15 protein-coding genes are annotated in these 20,294 nt (G+C 44.8%); all 15 read left to right on the top strand.

Annotation, left to right across the window (positions count from 1 at the left end; all coding sequences use genetic code 11):
* Window positions 1–286 precede the first annotated feature (286 nt).
* The 15 genes from B4G94_RS24565 to B4G94_RS24495 all read left to right on the top strand — a co-directional run bounded on the left by B4G94_RS24565 (window position 287) and on the right by B4G94_RS24495 (window position 20,293).
* Window positions 287–1,321, top strand: a complete 1,035-nt coding sequence (locus tag B4G94_RS24565; RefSeq protein ID WP_286862698.1) for a hypothetical protein — start codon at window positions 287–289, stop codon at window positions 1,319–1,321.
* 116 nt (window positions 1,322–1,437) lie between these two features.
* Window positions 1,438–1,782, top strand: a complete 345-nt coding sequence (locus B4G94_RS24560; RefSeq protein WP_286862697.1) for a hypothetical protein — start codon at window positions 1,438–1,440, stop codon at window positions 1,780–1,782.
* A 501-nt stretch (window positions 1,783–2,283) separates the two neighbouring features.
* A complete protein-coding gene (locus B4G94_RS24555; protein ID WP_286862696.1) occupies window positions 2,284–2,928 on the top strand; it encodes a DUF6266 family protein in 645 nt (214 codons plus the stop codon).
* 90 nt (window positions 2,929–3,018) lie between these two features.
* Entirely contained in the window at window positions 3,019–3,573 is a 555-nt protein-coding gene (locus B4G94_RS24550; protein ID WP_286862695.1) for a DUF6266 family protein, read from the top strand.
* A gap of 40 nt (window positions 3,574–3,613) precedes the next feature.
* The gene (locus B4G94_RS24545; protein WP_286862693.1) at window positions 3,614–4,000 is read left to right on the top strand and encodes a hypothetical protein; all 387 of its coding nucleotides are present in this window, start codon (window positions 3,614–3,616) and stop codon (window positions 3,998–4,000) included.
* Window positions 3,919–4,482, top strand: a complete 564-nt coding sequence (locus B4G94_RS24540) for a CHAP domain-containing protein (RefSeq protein WP_286862691.1) — start codon at window positions 3,919–3,921, stop codon at window positions 4,480–4,482. The genes B4G94_RS24545 and B4G94_RS24540 overlap by 82 nt, the downstream gene beginning before the upstream one ends.
* Before the next feature lie 18 nt (window positions 4,483–4,500).
* A complete protein-coding gene (locus B4G94_RS24535) occupies window positions 4,501–4,956 on the top strand; it encodes a hypothetical protein (protein WP_286862689.1) in 456 nt (151 codons plus the stop codon).
* 528 nt (window positions 4,957–5,484) lie between these two features.
* The gene (locus B4G94_RS24530) at window positions 5,485–6,375 is read left to right on the top strand and encodes a collagen-like triple helix repeat-containing protein (RefSeq protein WP_286862688.1); all 891 of its coding nucleotides are present in this window, start codon (window positions 5,485–5,487) and stop codon (window positions 6,373–6,375) included.
* A 127-nt stretch (window positions 6,376–6,502) separates the two neighbouring features.
* Window positions 6,503–9,688 carry a sensor histidine kinase gene (locus tag B4G94_RS24525; RefSeq protein ID WP_286862686.1) on the top strand — a complete coding sequence of 1,062 codons (3,186 nt, stop codon included), beginning with the start codon at window positions 6,503–6,505 and terminating at the stop codon, window positions 9,686–9,688.
* A gap of 158 nt (window positions 9,689–9,846) precedes the next feature.
* Window positions 9,847–10,443, top strand: a complete 597-nt coding sequence (locus B4G94_RS24520; RefSeq protein ID WP_108632722.1) for an RNA polymerase sigma factor — start codon at window positions 9,847–9,849, stop codon at window positions 10,441–10,443.
* 173 nt (window positions 10,444–10,616) lie between these two features.
* Window positions 10,617–11,645, top strand: a complete 1,029-nt coding sequence (locus B4G94_RS24515; protein ID WP_108632721.1) for a FecR family protein — start codon at window positions 10,617–10,619, stop codon at window positions 11,643–11,645.
* A 26-nt stretch (window positions 11,646–11,671) separates the two neighbouring features.
* Window positions 11,672–15,229 carry a SusC/RagA family TonB-linked outer membrane protein gene (locus B4G94_RS24510; protein ID WP_286862684.1) on the top strand — a complete coding sequence of 1,186 codons (3,558 nt, stop codon included), beginning with the start codon at window positions 11,672–11,674 and terminating at the stop codon, window positions 15,227–15,229.
* 11 nt (window positions 15,230–15,240) lie between these two features.
* Window positions 15,241–16,611: a RagB/SusD family nutrient uptake outer membrane protein gene (locus B4G94_RS24505; RefSeq protein WP_286862683.1), complete on the top strand. Its 1,371-nt coding sequence runs from the start codon at window positions 15,241–15,243 to the stop codon at window positions 16,609–16,611.
* Window positions 16,612–16,621: 10 nt separating this feature from the next.
* Window positions 16,622–18,625, top strand: coding sequence for a TlpA family protein disulfide reductase (locus B4G94_RS24500; protein WP_286862681.1), 2,004 nt, complete (start codon window positions 16,622–16,624; stop codon window positions 18,623–18,625).
* 24 nt (window positions 18,626–18,649) lie between these two features.
* A complete protein-coding gene (locus B4G94_RS24495; protein ID WP_286862679.1) occupies window positions 18,650–20,293 on the top strand; it encodes a S41 family peptidase in 1,644 nt (547 codons plus the stop codon).
* Window position 20,294 lies beyond the last annotated feature (1 nt).

Genomic DNA, 20,294 nt, shown 5'->3' with positions numbered 1-20,294 from the left:
TTTAGTTTATATATTGGCTTGATTATAAATTGGTAATACTTTTAGTTGTGAAATTAGCAAGGATAAACTTTCTTTAAAAGGTATTTATTTTTCCATTAATCCATCTTGTTATGATGGAAGTCGGTATTTTTTTTACCAAAAAAAAATTTCATGGTATAATTTTTACCGAAATGGCTTAAATCACACTTTAAACACGTATTTCTTTATGGTTTATCTTTGTTCTTATGATAAATAAACTTATTTTAGTGTTTTTGTATTTCCTGAATTAATTTTAACACCGAGATAAATGCAAGTAGATATTAATACTCAACGCGCACTTTTTGAAATAATAGCTGAGAGAGTGGGAAATTCTTCCCAGTTGACCAAGGAATTGCAGCAACTGCTTCACGTAGAAAACAGATCGCTCCGTAATAGACAACGCGGTGATACTTACTTGAGCTTTCCTGAGGCTTACCGTCTTGCTCGTTATTATAATATTTCTTTTGATGATATCGCACGGAGATTGGAGGGCGAATCGGATATTTGTTCTTGTCCCGAGGTAAAGTTGTTAGATATGCGCTACCTGCCGCTGATAAACTGGGATCTCAGAGAATTAAAATGCTATATGGAGGGGCTGCAAAAGGAATTTGAAAAGCTTCGTGATAAAGGCGAAAAGGCCAGGATGAAAATCATCTGTTCGGAAATTCCGCTTGTCTACCTTATGCCATTTGAAGAGCTTACATATTTTAAGATCTATACCTACTATTTTCATTTTATTAAACTGGATATCACCTTTGAGGAGTTTTTGGTAAAAATAAAACCTTTGAATTTGAATGCACATTTTCAGGTCATAACGAAGGCCTATATGCAGGTTGCGAGTGAAGAAATATGGGATAGGCATACCTTTGAAAAATTACTGCGCCAGCTAGAGGAATGTGTCATGTATGGCAAGTTTAAAGATACTGATACATTGCAACTGCTATTGGATCAGATAGATTCATTGGTCGACCACATCAGGGCTATGATCCTCAAGGGAACAAAGATGTATGGGGGACGGGTAGAGCTGTTTTACTATGAATCTGTCCTGCGCGAAAGTTTTACACTGATCGAGACAGCCAATGCCCCGAGTACCATGCTGTTAAAAATATTTATGATCCAGGTCATTCGTACCACTCACCCGCAATTTTTAAAGTATGCAAGCAAGACATTTGACACGCAGCTAAGGAGGTCTAATCTGATCGGAAAAAGCTCAAGCCTGATAAAAAGTAAGTTGATCAATATCTTGTCTGCTCAGGTAAAGCAATACCGAAACAGATTGCTGAAGATACGGGATACACAATGAGAACACTTTTATGGCAGAGGCCTGCGTCGTTAAAACGGCGCAGGCCTTTGTGTTAATCCGATCTCTTTTGTCTCTCCACTTCAAAAGGAGAACAGGCTAGATCATTAAATTCCTATATGATGAGTGAAAAATTACACTGTGGGAGTTGCTTTACCCTATCTGTAAAGCCCAATGCCTGTAAGGCCCCCTGTCTGCACGATGCTTTGCAGATCCTTGTCGGTAAAATTGTGGAATCCACGGAGCAGGTGAAGGCGCTGATCCATTGCAAAATTCCTGACCCTCCCTTGCAGCTGGTCCACAGCAAAGAAGTCTGCCGCTATGTGGGCATCGTCTCCAAAACGCTCTACCGCTGCGAAAAGCAAGGCCTGATCCTTCCTGTAAAAAAGGACCATACCGGCAAATACTTTTTACATGCGGATATGGTGGCCTTTAAAAAGAAATACCACCACCTTCCGGATTAATTTTCCATAATCCGATTCATTGATTTTCTTCTTTCGTTTTCTTTCGGTTTTTTTAGATCGGGACCGCCCCGTACTTTTGATTTCCTCGTGTATCCTTTGCCTCTTCTTCGCCCTTGGTTCGCCCCATGTTCGCAATGCGTCTGCTGTTCTGCTATATATTGTCCACCTATTGCCTACTAAAAGAGTAGGGAAACAGTAGGGGATAGGTAGACAAACGGTAGAGAAATGCCGAACAGGGTACGGACCGGTTCCGAAGCGGGATCGAAGCAACATCGGGATAAAGCCCGATTGGCAGGGTGACAGGAATCTTTTTGGTCCGGACAGCAAATGGACATAAATATCCGCTGTTGGCCCGTTGAAAAATAGTGGCCGGACAGTGACCGGACTATCCCTTTTTGCGCCTTGATATTCCGCTTTATTGATTTTATGTTTGTTGCTGTAAAGCGTGATATACCGGTATAAACCAAGTTTTTACGAATTAAACTTTTAAAAAATAATAACATGGGAACAATTAGAAAAGGAGCAAATGGTGGATTCAGCGGTAAAGCTGGATCAGTTATAGGAGCTAGCTGGAAAAGTATTGATTACATCCGGGGGCTTTCAAAAAAGAGCAACAAGCCTAAGACCGAAGAGCAACTGATCCAGCAGGCGCGCTTCTATGCCATTGCCAAATTTATCATGCCGATCGCACCCTTTGTGCAGGTAGGCTTCTCGCAGATCAATGCGGATACGATGACGCCGACAAATGTGGCAATACAGGCCAATATCAACACTGCCGTGGTGGGCACTTACCCCAACTTTATGCTGGACTATTCCAAGGTAAAGATTTCTCAGGGAAGTTTGCAGCCGGGAGGCTCTGTTGCCGCATCTGTCGGTAATGGGATCTTAAACGTTGTATGGTCGAATAAAGCGATTAAAATTCAAAAGGGGCAATTAGATGATCCCGTTTACATCTTACTGTACCACCCGGCACTGGATGAGTTTCTGACTGCACCCGAGCCGCCGGTACGTGGAGATGGAACCATCGACATTGAATTGCCGGATCATTTTTTGGGTGAAAAGGGACAGCTCTGGCTCTTCTTTGCTGACCGCAAGAACAAGCGGATCAGTCGTACAAACTATCTCGGGGAATTAGACCTGCTGTAGTGGATGAATCCTATGGCCGGTACTTGCTGCCGGTCATAGGATAATTATTGTTTTACCCGCGTATAGACGTGGGAGTTAATATTAAGTAAAATGAAAATACTATCGAAACAAAAAGAAAGTAAAGCTTTTGTGGTGAATGGGACGGAAACGGTCCGGATGAAATTCACTAAAGCGAGGAAGTTTCTCAATCCGGTGAATTATATCGTGCAGATGGGCTATGCATCACGTAAAAATAAAAAGACACCTATCGGGCGGGCGATGTCGGCAATCTTGCAGGGTGCCATGACCGGTACTTATCCCAATATTGAAGTAGATCCGGCCAAAGCAAAATTGAGCGTGGGCGTGAAGGCTTCCATGCGGATCCACTCCGTCGAACGTCGGGGAGCTACCATTGGAATCACCTGGGATCCGGTAGCGGAAAAGATAAGGCGCACGGAACGGGATGATGGCGTCATTCTCTGTGCCTATGCGATAGCGCAGGAGCTGGCGGCAATCAATGAGGAAGAGGCTCTGCGGCATCAGGGTGGGTTGTGGATGGAGTTACCGGAAGGAATGGAAGAGCTGCCCGTACACCTGTACTTGATTGTACATGATAGAGACAGAGCTAATTTTTCCGATAGCCAATATTTGGGGCTATTTAGCTAGCGACAGGATTGTGTAAGTAAGTTTATTTATATAAAAATCAATGAAATCATTACAAAAACAACTGGTCTTTGATATCGAGGATATCTATTGGCCGCTAACAAGCAGGCAGCTGCTCGGCATTGTGCTGGCCTGTCTATGCCTGTTTTTTATTTCAGCGGGCCTTTTGCTCCAAGCCATAGACCCCACGGCGGGTGTATTGGATATCGGCATATTGTCCGTACTGCTATTCGGCATATTGGCATGGTTGCTTGTGATCTACTGCTGCTATTGGCTGCAGGAGATCCTTTGGCAGCCGTTTAAATTTTTCCGTCAGGAATTTGGTCATCACTTTAATCAATTGACATCATGGCAACAATGCATTCTTTATTTTTCGGTATTCTTTTTGTCGCTGTTCTCTTTTCTGGTGGTTTTGGCCATCGTGCTGTAGGGCGGGAGACAGTTGTAAATCGACCCGTTCATCAAAAGCGAATAGCACATGTTCGTGAACGTATTGTAAGTATTGCGGTACAGGAGATCGGTGTCCGCGAAGCGACAGGCAATAACGATGGACAGCGGGTAGAGGAGTATTTAGCTTATACGGGTCTAGGCAAAGGTTACGCCTGGTGTGCGGCTTTTGTGTCCTGGTGTTACGGAAAGGTTGGGCTCTCAGCTCCGCGCAATGCCTGGAGCCCGGCGCTCTTTCCCAACGGTCGCCGCTACGCTGCCGGTCTGTCACAGCAGGAGAATATCCGGCCAGCAGACCTATTCGGTATCTATAGCCAGCAGCAGGGTCGCATCAATCATGTGGGTATTGTCCGGAAACTGGAGGACAGGTATATCCTGACCGTGGAGGGGAATGTAGCGAATAGGGTATTGTCCAAACGGCGTCTCTTGGCTACGGTTTATGCTTTTTCAAACTGGCTGGAATGAGGGGAGGGAGGAAAAGAAGTGAATACTATCGTGAATTATCGATTGATCTGCTTCATAGGTCTGATGGGGCTGAGCTCCTGTAAGCTCTATCAGAATAAAAGCAGGGAAGAGCTGCAGTCTTCGAGCGCGCAGGTACAAAAGGATTGGCTTGCCCAACGATGGTATGGACTGCGGCAGGACAGTCTATCCCGATACTGGTATTTCGCATCGGACAGCGGCTTTCATTTTCATCCGGATAGCGGACTGACTGGGCAGCAAGGCATGCTTTTTATGCGGGAATCGAAGTCGAATGCGAGCGTTATAAATGGAGTTTCCATGCAGGCCAGCGATATGGCCTTGCAAAAGGGACAAAAGTCAACAAGGGATAAGCGCAGCTCGTTATCGGCCCCTAAGTTTTGGCTACTAAGTATGCTCCTGCTGGGACTTATGATAGGCTGGAGATTTAGAAAATCTTTTAAAGCTTTCCCGCGTTGACAAACTGTCTTCAATGCGCCAAGAAAAAGCCCGNNCGGGCTTTTTCTTGGCGCATTGGAATAATTTTCCATTTTGTACGCCTCTATAGCAAGCCGCAGGAAAAGTTAATTTAATATCTTTACTCTTTCTGCTGGTCATCACATGGGCAGCGGTAAAGTCTGAAGTCCCCAGTCCCAAAGTTGTGACAAAATCAACCCAATTTCCAAAGGCAGTATGGTGGGCGGCCTGGTCAACATAGGTGCCATCTGTTTTATGGGCTACGACCCGATAGGTTACCGCGCTTCTCAGGGACAATCGGGATGTTGCGGTTTTCATAACGCAATATATATCGCCTTGATATATCGCACTCTTTGCAACAAAAATAGTGGGAAGAAGTGTGAGGAATGGATGTGCCCGAAGAGGCGGATCGGATGCTTGGCTAAATGAAAAGCCCCGTCTACGCATTGGTTGACCTGTTTCACACATTGTTGATTTTTCCTTGTCCTACAGGAAATATATTTGAACAGTAATTATAAACAAATAAGACCAATGAACGTAGTAAAGACATTAGCGATGGTCAATCTGGGATTGATCATGTTATTTTCCTGTAAAAAAGGGGATACCGGTCAACCGGGACAGCAAGGGCCTAAAGGTGATCAGGGCACTACCGGTATGCAAGGGGAAAAAGGTGCCGACGGAGCAACAATTTTTAGCGGGACTACTGTTCCCGGCGCTACACTGGGGAAAAATGGTGACTATTATATCCGAAAAAATACTTCTGAGATGTACGGTCCCAAAACTGATGCCGGCTGGGGGGTAGCAACCTCGTTTCGAGGTGCCGCAGGTACAAATGGTACCAATGGAACCAACGGTGCCGCAGGAACGAAAATATTAAGCGGAACCGCAATACCTGCGGTATCACTCGGTGCCGTGGGTGATTTCTATTTTAAAACCGATACCTATCAGCTTTTTGGACCCAAAACAGCTTCCGGCTGGGGAGCGGGGATTAATCTAAAGGGAGCTACGGGTGCGGCAAATGTCATCTATAGTGGCTGGCAATATGCCAAGGATGTTAATAAGGATTCTGTAATTGATGCTACATCCTGCAGGTTAGGCCACCTCCCTGCAAATGGATTGACAGCAATTTACCTCAACAATAGTGCTATATTAGTTTATATGGATTATGGAGGGGGATTGTTTGCCCTGCCTTACACTTCTAATGCCGGAGGAAAAACCAATACCATTTCATTCGTGTCAAAGATCAATCAGATCATCGTTTATCGGTTCGCACATGATGGAAGCAATTCGATCAGAATGTACTCATTTTTGAAGTTTCGCTATGTATTAATTCCCGGTGGAGTTATGGCTAGCCTTAAAAGAAAGGGTGTCGACTTAAATAACAACCAGGCCATAGAGTCAGCCCTGAAAGAGGAACAGTGATAATGATATGGCAATCAAAAAAATAGCGTAAATTTATAAGGAGCTGTCATCGCTTACAACCTGTTGATGAAAATTTAATGTGATGATCAATCTCATGGGAAGGTTGTTTGGTATTTAATCTTGTGTTATGGCTAGAATTGTGGTCTTTATTTACTTGCTCCTAACTGCTTTCATCGCATTTGCCCAAGAACGATTGCCACAGCGGATCTATAATTTCAGCCATTTCACAAGTCGGGAAGGCCTGCCCAGCGATAAGATCAGGGACGCGGCAACGGATCCGGACGGCCTGCTCTGGATGGCCACCGCGCGGGGCCTCTGTTATTTTGACGGGAAAACATTCCACCCGGTCAGTTTTGACCAAAAAGGAGATTTTTCTTATGACCTGAGTAGCATCAGTATCGGTGAAGGCAACAAAATATGGGTCACGAGCTACAACAGGGGACTGCTGTGCTACGACAGAAGCAAACCATCGGATCTGGCCTGGACGAAATATGCTGCCAGCGTCAATCAGGGGGCACTCGTAAAACATGAACTCTATGCCGTTCATGAATCAGCGGGCAAAGTTTACTTTGGCGGACAGGAGACAGATCTCCAGATGCTGGATTTGGCATCGGGGCATATCACAGTTATAAAACTGGATGGAAAGTCTTGTATGACCATATTCCGTATCCATAAAGACCGACAAGGGCTACTGTGGATCGGCACGCGCTATCACGGGCTGTTTTCTTATGATCCCAGATCGAAGAAGATCGTTCATTATGGCTTGGCCAATCTGGGTGAAAATGCTGTCACGGCTGTATGTGATGTCGGCGGCAAGATATTTGCATCCTATTATAACTATAACCTGATCCATGTAGATCCTGTTCTCCGGGAAATTAAACAAAAAGATGTACTCGGCCTGGGGCCCAATGTATCACTTTATGATAACAATATCGATGAGGCCGCCTTTTTTCCGGAAGAGAATATCGTACTGGCAGCGCATAGAAATGGAAAACTATACCGCTATGGACTACAGGATAAGCATGTCGAGGAAGTGGACTGGAACTTAAACGTACCTGATGGATCAGGAAAGCCGAACAGGATCAACCGCATAGTACCGGTCAGACAGGGGTATTTTATATGCTCCGACAATGGCCTTTATTATTATTCAAAAGAAATAAATCAGATAACGGATTTCATTTCCGGTGGACAGCAGCCCATCCATAGATTGATCAAGGTCAATGACAGCATCTGGTACCTGACAGCGGGGGGGATCGGCCAGCTTTCGGCTGATTTCCGAACCCGGATATCGGTATTTCCCCTGGCTAAACTGAGCGTCAGCCAGCTGATGGCATTGGATGGCAGGATCTATATCTCCACATTGGATCGGGGTATATTCGTATTCGATACGGCAAAAAAGACGCTCGGGCCTTTAAAGGTCGTCGGCAACGCTTTCGGATTGGAACATGCCGACTGTAATCGCATCGTCGCCGATACGGTAGGCGGAAGACCGGTACTGTGGATAGGCTCATGGAGCGATGGATTGTATCGGTACGATATGCAGGCAAATAGCGTCGTACGGTATGACAAAACAAAGGGCTTGATTGACCATAAAATAATTACTTTGGCAAGGGATGCCGCAGGCGCCCTCTGGATGGGTATGGACGGCTTTGGTGCGGTCAAGGTTGAAGACAAGCTCGGTATGAAGTTTATTCATTTTAAACATGGAAAACCACCTACGAGCCTGGCCGTAAATACCGTGTTTTCATTTCTGCTGGATGCTGATCGCAATTTTTGGTATAGCAGCAGTCAGCAGGGGATCGGGCAGATCACTGGATCGGCCGCCAATGTGCGTTTTCGACAGGTCAATGACCGGAACCGTTTTCCCCGTATTTATGCTTATGCTTTAAAAGATGATTTCAAAGGACGGATCTGGATGCGGACTCCGGACGGAATGACGATCTTCGATCCGGGGTATTCAACATTTGACCAGCTTGATCCGGGGCAGGGGGTTGTACCGCCTGACCGTTTCCATATTTACGACTTTTACCTGGATTCCGATAACTTAGTATGGACTACGGATAAAGGGCTGATCAAGGGGTCGATCAAAGCGTTAAATGAAAACAGACGGGAAATAAAACCGATAATAAGTGCATTCAAGATCCTTAACCGCGATAATTCATATCGGTTAAGGACAGGGCGAATCTTGCTTCAGCCTCGTGAAAATACATTCTCTTTTCATTTTTCCGCAGCGGAGATCATGAATGGTAAAAATTTGCGCTTCAGCTATAAACTCGAAGGGATTGATCGGGACTGGATTGATGCCGAGGACAGGCATGAGGCCGTATACAGTAATGTCCCCGGAGGCAATTACCGCTTTTTTCTCCGGGTGGAGGATCAGAACGGAAAATGGTCCACGCATCAGCTGGTTATCCCGCTTTCGGTGAAGCTGCTCTGGTATCAGGGGCTCTGGTTTAAAATAGGTTTGATCGCCTGTATTTTCCTTGCCGTAATCCTGATACTGCTTTATGGAATTGCGCATCAGAAGAAAATAAATCGGCTGCAGCATGAGTTCAGTCTGACCTTACAACAGGAGTTGAAGCAAAATGAGATCAAGATCCGGGAACAGGCAGAGGTACTGGAGGTGGAAAAGGAAAAGAAACTGGCTTCTGAGTTTAGGCAAAAACTATATGAAAGTGAGCTGAAAGCAATTCGGTCACAGATGAATCCCCATTTTATCTTTAATATATTAAACTCGATTGAGGCCTATGTCGTGGAAAATGATGCCCGCCATGCCAGCAAATTGATCCATAAATTTGCGACGTTAAGCCGTCTCGTATTGGAGAACTCTCAGTTTTCCATGGCTAGCATAGCTTCCGAACTGCAATTGGTGAAGCTCTATCTGGAACTGGAGCAGGAACGTTTTGGGCAGACTTTTGACTATGTGATACATGTCGATGAGGATCTGATCAAAAGCAGCTATAGGATCCCCTCGATGCTGATACAGCCGCTGGTCGAAAATGCGGTGCATCATGGTGTCAGACATCTGAGTGGACGTAGGGGCAAGATCAGTATAAAAGCCACTAAAAAGGATAATAATTTGTGTATTGAAATTATGGACAACGGTGTCGGTTTTGATTTCGCTCCTAAACCTAATTTAAATCCTTTTAAAAGTGCCTCTTTCGGTATAATGGGGGTTGAGGATAGGCTGCGGATGATCAATAGCGAAAAATTGCCGAACTCCGCTTGGCTCGAAATTGACAAAAACCCGCAGGAGGAAGATTTTACGGTCAAGGTTTCGATGATGCTGCCCCTCCTGAAAAATGTACAATAGAACTTGTCCTAAAAGATGAATAGCATGCTGAAACAGTAAGCTGCTACATGTTTTCTGGAGAATCGCTTATGTGGTGTAGGTCGAAAATTTTTTTTTAGTAGATTTGAATGAATATTTTATCTACTTAAACTGAAAAACAAAAAACCGCGCATTACTAAATGAACTCCGATCAACAGATTTGGCAAATGTTTCAAGTAGGGCATGAACCTTCGTTCAAAATACTTTTTGAACGGTATAATCGCCTGTTGTTCAATTATGGATTTAAGTTTACGCAGGATGAAGATATCATTGAAGACAGTATTCAGGAACTATTTGTCAAGTTGTGGTGCAACAAAGACAATTTAAGTTCGGATGTCGCCGTTAAAAACTACCTATATAAAGCCTTCCGTCGTACACTGGTGAAGAAAATTGAACAGTCACTCAGACGGGCGGATATGACCAGTTCTTCTGTCGATTACTTGCCATTTACCATTGAGCTTCCTCATGATCTCAGCATGATCCGTCAAGAACGTGCCCTGGAGGTCCGGGACAGGCTTGACCAAGCGTTGCAGCAGATGACTGCCCGTCAGCGCGAGATTATCCACCTCCGTTTTTTTGAAGAATTGCCCTATCCGGAGATCGCAGAAATTATGGGGTTGTCCACCAAGGATACCTATAAACTGTACTACCGAGCGCTAGATAGCCTGAAGAAGCATTTTGGCAGGTTTGGTTTATTGCTGTTGCTCCATTTACTCAATCAGTTACGTTACAATTAAATCTCGCACTTGCAGGCAAGTTTTCTCTGATAAATAATAACCAGTATAAGACGATCATAAATGGTGCTTTCGCTGTTTTTATGATGATCAAGCTGGTATTGCCTATTTTTTTAAAAAAAATAAAATTTATTGGGGTAAAATTTTGTCGAGAGGTGTAACCTATATAAAACAGTATGAACTCTCGGTTAGCTAAATATAAAGATTTTAAGGCAGCAGACTTTTTTGCGGATGAAGACTTTGTGCAGACGACGTTCCAAAATGGAGATCCTCAAAACGATTTTTGGTCTGAGCTGGGGGATCATTTTCCTGATTTGATTGCAGAGATGGAACGCGCAACGATGTGGATACTGCTGATCAAGGGGCAGGAACTTGCCCCTAGTGGTTTGAGTAGTCATCAGCGTTGGGCAGGTATCATGGCACAAATTCCGGTATATGAAAAGAAACAAAGGCAAACACGCGTTATCCGGAAAATACTGCGATGGACTGCTTCAGCCGCTGCGCTGTTACTTTTTGCAATGTTGACCTATGAGATCAGTCAGTATGGTCCTAAAGCGACAAACACCGCCTTTGGCCAGCAACGCGAAGTTGCCCTTCCGGATGCTTCCATTATCAAACTGAACAGTAATTCCAGCCTGTCCTATGTACGTGGCTGGAAAACGGACAAACCCCGGGAAGTATGGTTTGAAGGCGAGGGTATGTTTGAGGTAAAACATACCGCAATTAAAAATCGCCTGCGCGAGAATGATTTCTTTGTAGTGCATGTGGGAGACCTCTCGCTGACTGTGCTGGGGACTAAGTTTAATGTAAAAGACCGTCGTGGGCGTATCGAAGTGGCATTGTTCGAAGGTAGCCTACGGGTTCAGGGAAAGGACGGGATGGATCGTTTGCTGGCACCTGGGGAGATGTTCATCTATGATGAAAATGAAAAAGCAAACCAAATCGTCCACAGTGATGTGAATCGGGCACTATCTTGGACTCGGGGCGAACTTAGCATCGAACACAGTGACCTGGCCAATATTATCAGTGTACTGGAAGATAATTACGGTTATCAGGTTATTGTTCAGGATTCGGCACTGCTCCACAAAAGATTTACCGGTGTTATACCAGTAAAAGGAATTGATGACATTCTCTTTGTCATCAAACATACCATGAATGTGAACATTGAAGTGAAAAACAAACAAATCGTGATAAAACCTAACTAGAAACAAGTATTAATCAATCAAAATCTATGAAAACTAAACTTCTTGTGCCTATCGTCTGCCTGATGAGTACCACAGGTAGCTTTGCACAAAAAAGGGCTAGTCTCAGCCAGGCTCTTAGCGAGGTAACACGCATCTATGGAACCAAATTTTCTTATGAAGAAGGGCTTATTCGCGACGCTTTTGTCAACAGTGAACATATCCCGAAAAACAAAAGACTACCCGTTGAATCCGTATTGAAAGAATTATTGTATCCAAACAATTATCTCTTTCTGTACGTGCAAAACAATTATTTTACCATTATTCGTGATAGCCGTGGTAAGAAGGATAACGACGGTGATGAACGTTTTTGGAAAATTATCTCCGGCAGGGTGAAAGACAGTAAAGGAGCGCCATTAGTTGGTGTTACAGTTATGTCTGACGGATACGCTGTGCGTACGGGGGTAACAACAAGTAGTGATGGTAGCTATACCCTGCGACTGACAAATCCGGCCGATGCCCTTATTTTCTCCTACATGGGCATGGAGCCACAACGTCGCGTAATCGGTAGCAGCGACCAGATCAACGTGACGATGGAACAGGTGGTCAATGTATTGGATGACGTGGAGGTTGTTTCGATGGGTTATACCAGTTTGCCCAAAGAGCGTGCAACCGGGGCTTTTGGTCGGGTCACTGCCAAACAGCTTCAGGAAACACCGTCCATCAACATACTGGAACGTATACAGGGGCTGGTCCCCGGCGTATACGTAGATCCGCGTACCAATGCCATTAAGATCCGCGGTGTTAATACCTTTGGTAGTGATACACCAAGAGATCCTTTGATTGTTATTGATGGTTTCCCGATGGCGGAAACAGTGGATGCACGTTTTTCTTTGACCGATAAAGGAAATACACAGAGCTCGGGCGGTGCGATTTTAAGCCGCATCAATCCCAACGATATTGAAAGTATTACGGTGTTGAAAGATGCCGCGGCCTCCTCCATCTGGGGAGCAAAAGCTGCAAATGGAGTCATCGTCATTGAAACAAAAAAAGGTAGAAATACAGCACCGTCGGTCAATTTTGGAACCTCACTGAGCATTGCTTCTCCGGCTGACCTTAATAAAATGGACCGCATGTCTTCTGCGCAATATATTGACCTCGAAAAACAATTGGTAGAAGAAGGTTTTATAGCCGACAATATCGTAAAAAATAGCTGGGATCCATTTAATATCAGTAAGCCGCACTCCGAATCACTCGAATGGATCTTTCGTGTAAAACGGGGTACAGCAACAGAACAGGAGCGTGATGCCGCTCTGGCAAGGCTTGCCGCCGCCGATAATCGGAGTCAGCTTAAGGACTATCTCTTACAAAAGGCCACTTCACAGCAGTATAATCTATCCGTGTCAGGCGGAGCCAACAAGAATACCTATTTTGTCTCGGCCAATTATAATAAAGATGTTCCTGTATTCCGGGCCAATAAAGCAGAGAGCTTTAATACAACAGCCAATTTGACCAATATGCTGTTCAACGACCGGGTAAAACTCGCCACCGGCATTACTTATAACTATGGAAACTCCATTGGTAATTCGGCAGCAATTAATGCGTTATCGTCAAATATTAGCTCCGGTGGTCTGCTTCCTTACGAACAGTTGAAAGATGATAATGGAAATAATATCCGTCGTTATATTCAATTCAGACCCGAAATAATGCAAGATTTTGAGAAAAAGGGCTATCTCGATTGGGCTTATAACCCCATCGAAGAGCTTGATGCGGCGAGTTATAATGACCAGTCCCACCGTCTACGGATGCATATGGATATCAATACCAAGTTGACGAGCTGGGCGGACTTTTCGGTCATGGGGCAATGGCAGCGCGAACTGGAAAATCAGGAAAATATCGATGGTGTCAATAGCTATGGTCAGCGGAATTTGATCAACATCGGTACTACATTCAACGATAAAGGTAATTATGTATATGGATACCCCATGGGGGGGAGATTAGGCATCCGCAATTACAATGGATCCCAGTATTTATTTAGGACACAGCTGAATATCAACAAGCCGCTGGGTGCCGCCAGCGAGCACAATCTGAATTTTCTGGCAGGGGCAGAATGGAAACAGAATAGCTATCGTTCCTCTACAGATGCCTATTTGGGCTTTAATGCCGATACCTATTCTTCTGCTGTGATCAATCCCAGAGGAAGCTACAAGACAATTTACGGGTGGGACAGTTATTTCAGCTCTAATACTTCCATTGCAAAAAATAGAAATCGTGCACTTTCATATTATTCCAATGGAGCATTTTCGGCATTTAACGGTAAATATGTTCTTTCCGGAAGCATAAGGTTTGATGATTTTACCTTAGTCGGTGCCTCGCGCAGCGAGCGCGGCAAACCGCTTTGGTCAATAGGGGGAAAATGGGACGCTAAAAAAGAGAACTTTTTAAAGGAGTCAAAATGGGCGGATGCATTAGGTATCCGGATGACCTATGGCGTGAATGGTACGCTTCCGACAGGAGCAAATAGAGTTGTCGTAATCAACACAAGCAACGATCTGATCACAAATGAAGTAACGGCAACAATCGCATCACCTGCCAACAGTCAGATCAGCTGGGAAAAGGTGAAAACATTTAATGTAGGGATAGACTACGGAATCTGGAATAATAGACTACAGTTTAACCTGGATTATTACACGAAGAAATCTTCCGACATTATCTACGATTTCCCATATAATCCGACCTATGGCTGGACAAGCCTGAAATTCAATAGCTCCACCATGGAGGGGCATGGAATTGATTTGGGAATGAGTGCCATCTGGTTGCGGTCGAAGGTGGAATGGAAAACATTATTCAATTTTGGCTACAATACCAATGAAGTGACGGATTCCCGTTTTAAAAGCCCTACCCGTGTGCTTGATTATATCACCGGAACTATTCCGATCGTAGGAAATGCTACTGACTATATGTATGCTTATCGTTGGGCGGGTCTGGATAACCAGGGACGTTCGCAGATATATAAACAAAACGGCGAAATTGTGAGTGCCGATGCACCGGCAACAGCCCTCACGCCCGAAGACCTGGTGAAAGTGGGCCGTACCACGCCTCCTTATTTCGGGGGACTATTCAATACATTTTCTTATCGCAACTTTACTTTGGGGGTTCGCATCACCTATGAAATGGGGCACGTATTCAGACGTCTTTCGGTACAAAACTATCCGGACTATGCTCCCTATTCAGGGGCTATTGGACTCCAGTCTGATCTAGCAAAAAGGTGGCGTCAACCGGGGGATGAAGCTTTTACGAATGTACCTGGATTAAGCAAAGCGGGCTACCAGTATAATAGCTTATCCCGTTACGCCAATTCGGATGTTTTAGTGATCAGTGGTAGTAATATTCGGCTACAGCAGATTGATCTAGGCTATAATTTTCCATTTAAAATGCTGGAACGTACGCCGTTTAAATCGGTCAATGTAAATGCCAGCGTGCGTAATCTCGGCTTAATTTGGCGCAAAAATAAAGACGGTATAGATCCAAGCTACCGGACATTGAATAATTATTCAAACCTTCCGCCTTCGCCAACGTATTTTATGAGTCTAAACCTGTCCTTTTAACCTGTGAAATTATGAAAATCAAACATATTATCCTCTATAGCTTAATTGCTTCCGGTACGCTTTTCGTATCTTCTTGCCGGAAATTTGTGGAAGTAGATCAATATGATAAACGTACGCTAAAGACAACGGACGATTACCTGTACTTACTCAACAATAAAAGTAACTTTGAAAGTTCTTATGTGCTTCCGCTTATCACAAGTGATAATATCGCTCCGGAGGTCGCTTTATCAGCTTCATCAGCCTGGGGAGAAAATTACCAACGGGCCTATATCTGGAATGCGTATTTCTACGTCGACAATCAGCAGGACGTCGCTTGGAACAATCTGTATAAACAGATTTATATTGCCAATGAGATTCTCGGCGGAGTCATGGAAAGCCAAAATGGAACTACCGCGCAAAAGCTGGCTGTGGCAGCTGAAGCTCGTGTCCACCGCGCATTTGCTTATTATGCGCTGGCCAATCAGTACGCCCCGATATATGATCCCACAAAAGCCGAAGGTCAGCAAGGACTGCCTTTGCTGCTGACTGCTGATCTCTTTCAGAATTTAAGCCGCGTGTCATTAGCTCGCATTTATGAGCAGATCGTTACAGACCTGAGCACGGCAACGGAAAATTTATCCAATTATCCAACTTTCAATTACCATCCCTCCAAGATTGCGGCTTATGCGCTGTTGTCAAGAGTATACCTGACGATGCGCAATTTTGAAGAATCTGGCAGATATGCTGATCTTGCCCTTGCACTGGACCCGACAGTCTATAATCTTGAGGATTATACCAAAGAGGTGACCTTCCCGCGTCTCATCGACGACAAGGAAGTCCTGCTTTCCAAGGTAAGTGCCGGTTATGTTCTCGGACCATTAAATCCGGAACTTATTTCCTTATATAGGGAGGGTGATCTTCGATTAAAACTGTTCATCGGAAACGATGCAGGGACATATAAGGGATACAAGTATATGAAACCAGTTTTTAATAGCAGCGGTTACACCAATAACTCCTATGTCGGTTTGAGCAGTCCCGAAATACTGCTTAACCGTGCCGAAGTATATGCACGGCAGAACAACAGCGCTCAGGTGGTGGCGCTGCTAAACCTTTTGCGAAAAAAGCGTTTTGCAGCAGATAAATATGTAGCCCTTACAGCAGCAGACGTCAGTGGCGACTTGTTGCAGTCGGTCATCGATGAAAGGCGTAGGGAATTTGTGGGTACTGACCTTCGTTGGTATGATATGCGCCGCCTTACTTTGGATGGCTCTTATTTTAAAGCCGTCAGTCGGACATTCAATGGACAGACCTATACCCTAACAGCTTCCAGCCCACGGTTGGTGTATCCGATTAACCAGGAAGTGCTAACACTCAACCCAGAAATTGGTCAGAACCCTCGATAATTTATAGAACATGAAAAAACAGACGATTTTTTTAGTGCTGTTGTTTGTCCAGGCTGTGTTATATGCGCAGCCTCGATTTGACAGCACTGTCTTTAAACCGACGAAACCCAAAACAACGGCGCTTGTGCAAGTGGTCTACGATGCCAAAGACAAGGACCTGGAATTTAGTGATGACATACAGGCGGCCTTATATTTATTCGAAGATTACGCATGGAGGCAGATCAGCGTACCGCTGCAAAAGAATGCGGCTGGCCTATGGATTGCAACGGTACCGGTAAAAGCAACAACAGCCTTTATCGCCGCAAAATTCTATCAGGGAACACTTGACCATCCGGATCTACTGGACAACAATCAGGACCAAGGCTATGCAGTCTCCCTGAGCGATGCAAAAGGGAAAGCAGTACCGGGCGCCTATCTGGGCGAGGCTGCTTTTCAGGTGCCTACAATAGCCGGCGGCGGAATCTTTTCTTATTATACCAATCAACCTAAAGTGTTGCCCGCTAATTATCTGAAGAGCCTGGCCGAGCATGAGTATGCTTTATCCGGAAAACAATACCTCAGCTATTTTCAGCCTTTTATGACCTTGCAGAAGCTGGCTTTGGGAGATGCTTTTCCGGCTTATGCCAAAAAATTGATTGTGGATGGATTAAAACAAAAAGATGTATCGGACCAAGTTCTTAATCAACTCTATTCATTTTCAAGTAGCCGTCTCCAGGATAAGGAATTGACTCAATTGATTGAAAAACGAGTAAATAATGACTTTCCGAGCGGTGCGACAGCACGTTTTATTGCCTATAGCAATACCCTGGGAAGCAGCCCGGACAAGGCTGCCGTAATCGCTTCGTATGAGAATTTTTTGAGACGTTTTCCTGTTCAACAATGGCGCCAGCATCCCAATGGTCAGGGATTCATCTACTATACGGTGTACCGTGGACTGGGGACGGCGTATTTCGAATCGAAACAGTTTGACAAGTTCGCGAAGCTTTACGATGAGGTCGATTTCCGTACAGGAAATGAACTGATGCGGTGGAACATCATGCGTGCTTACATGTTTAAAATGGTAGGTAAAGACAGTCTTTATCAAGTATCTGAGGCAATTCTGCCTAAATTGATTGCACGCCGGGGCGACAATTCATACAAAGAAGATTTTGACCACAGGGCACAGGCAGATTCCAATGTGGTCAAGAATTTGGATGACCGCCTTTTCACGCATATCTCCTTATTAAATGACCTCAAAAAGTATGTGGAAGCCCGAAAATATTTCTTGTTGCTCTCCGAAGATGGCAAATACAACAATGCTGAACTGAACGAGATCAATCTACGGGTGCTGGAGGGCTTGGGAGATGACAAGCAATTATTGCCCTTATTGGAGATGACTGCAAAGTACAATGCGATGACACCGCGTATGTTTGATAAACTCAGGGCAATTTACGTAAAAGAACATGCCGGCGATGAAAGTGGGTATCAAATTTATCTGGCGGGATTAAAATCCAACGAAGAAAAAGCGGCAATGAAAGCCTATGTGGATCATCATTGGGTCAATCATCCTATGCCCGATTTCCGCCTGGAAACTGCAGATGGACTATTTATTACACCTGAAGACTGGAAAGATAAGATCGTTGTGGTGGATTTCTGGGCCACGTGGTGTCGGCCTTGTATCATGGCGTTTCCGGGGATGCAATTGCTGGTAGACAAATATGCCCGGGATAGCCATGTAGCCGTTTATATGTTGGGAACCATGCAGACCGGAGATTACAGGAGCAAATCGGTAAACTATGTTCGTGGAGAAGGCTTTCGTTTCAATTTGTTGCACGATTCCGTCAATCCAAAGACCAATGAGCAGGACCTGGTATTCAAACAATTGGTTCCATTGTTTGGGGACTCGTCCATTCCGCGTAAGATCATCGTGAAAGACGGTCGTGTGCGCTATTGTTCCGGAGGTTACTCCGGAAGCCCGAGTAAATTGATGGACGAGCTGTCCCTGGCCATCGAAACCCTCAAAAACGAAAAATAGAATATTAAATCATTTATACAATATATGAACAGGAAAGCAACGAGCTTGCTCGTAGGGATGGTAGGTCTGAGTCTGTCCTTACAGGCACAGATGAATCCAAAATATAAATTTGAGGAGGCATTGAAGCTTATTCAGCAGAATTATGTGGATCAGGTCAATGAAGAACATCTGGTGGATGCAGCGATCAAAGCGATGATATCGGATTTAGATCCCCATTCGCGTTACACAAGCCGTGAGGAAGCAGAGCAAATGCGCGTAGCCATGAGTGGAAGCTTTGCCGGGATAGGCATTCAATTTCTAAAAAATAATGACCAGACCATTGTCACTAAAGTCAATCCCGATGGCCCGGCCATGCGTGCAGGAATACGGGCTGGCGATCAGATCCTTCGTATCGATGGCGACAGTATTGCCGGAAAAAAATGGGGCAATCGGGAGATTATGGAAAAATTGCGCGGTGAAAAAGATATACCCGTGGTGCTCGGGATTTTATCATCAGGAAGCAGGGATGTGAAGAATGTGCGCATTATTCGAGAAAATATACTGGAGAAGTCTGTTCGTGAAAGTTATATGGTGGATAAGGAAATCGGCTATATTGCGCTTACGATTTTCAATCGGACTACCCGGCAGGAGATAGACGCCGTCTTAAAAAAACTTAAGGAGCAGGGTATGAAAAAATTGATTCTTGACCTGCAGAGTAATGGCGGTGGGTATGTGGAGTCTGCTATTGGCGTGGTTGACGAATTTTTGCCCAAAGAGAAAATAGTCTTCTATTCAGTACCCAACCAAGGCGGAAAGGATTACTACTTCACAGGCGGTTACGGTCAGTTTTATGACGGTCAGTTGGTTGTCCTGATTGATGAATCCACCGCTTCATCCAGTGAAATCGTAACCGGAGCGCTACAGGACTGGGATCGTGCTGTCGTGATCGGCCGCCGCAGTTTCGGAAAAGGGCTGATGCAGAAACCCGTTCCGCTATCTGACGGTTCGGAAATGCAGCTTACTGGTGCCCGTTACTATACCCCCTCGGGACGTTCGATTCAAAAACCATATACCAAAGGGAAAGATGATTATTTTCAGGATTTTAACCGCCGGATGGCATCCAAAGAATTGCTGGAAGAAGGACATAGTTCCTTTCCTGATTCCTTAAAATATACAACGCTTGCCAGCAAAAGAATTGTCTACGGCGGTGGCGGGATTATGCCGGACCGCTTTGTGCCTATCGATACAAATGAGTATAGCACGTGGATGGCACAGCTCATGAACAATGGGATTGTAGCCAAAGGAGGTCTGGAGTTTGTACAACAAAATCGTGATGCTCTTCTTAAGGCTTATCCAGACTTCCCTACCTTCAATACCCGCTTTCAAGTGCCCCGGGAAGTTCACTCGCAGCTGATTGGAGCTGCGCGTAAACTCGCTGTGGCTGTTCCGCCCGAAGAACAGGTTGGGGCACATACGGCCATTGATATTGAATTTAAGGCGCAAGTGGGTTCACTATTATATACGGACGGTGATTACCAGGCCCGCGTAAGTAATGAAGCTAACCAAAGTTTTAAGCAAGCCTTAGCTGTACTTCGTGACGAAAAGCTATATAAACAATTGTTACAGTCAGGAACCGTGGGACAGCTTTCCCAAAAAAACGTAGAACAGCATAAAATAAAAACTAAATAAA

Source organism: Sphingobacterium sp. UBA7625 (genome assembly GCF_002484085.1).
GTDB classification, from domain to species: Bacteria; Bacteroidota; Bacteroidia; order Sphingobacteriales; family Sphingobacteriaceae; genus Sphingobacterium; species Sphingobacterium athyrii.
The sequence above is the reverse complement of the archived record's forward strand: the minus strand, read 5'-3'. Positions and strand labels throughout refer to the sequence as shown.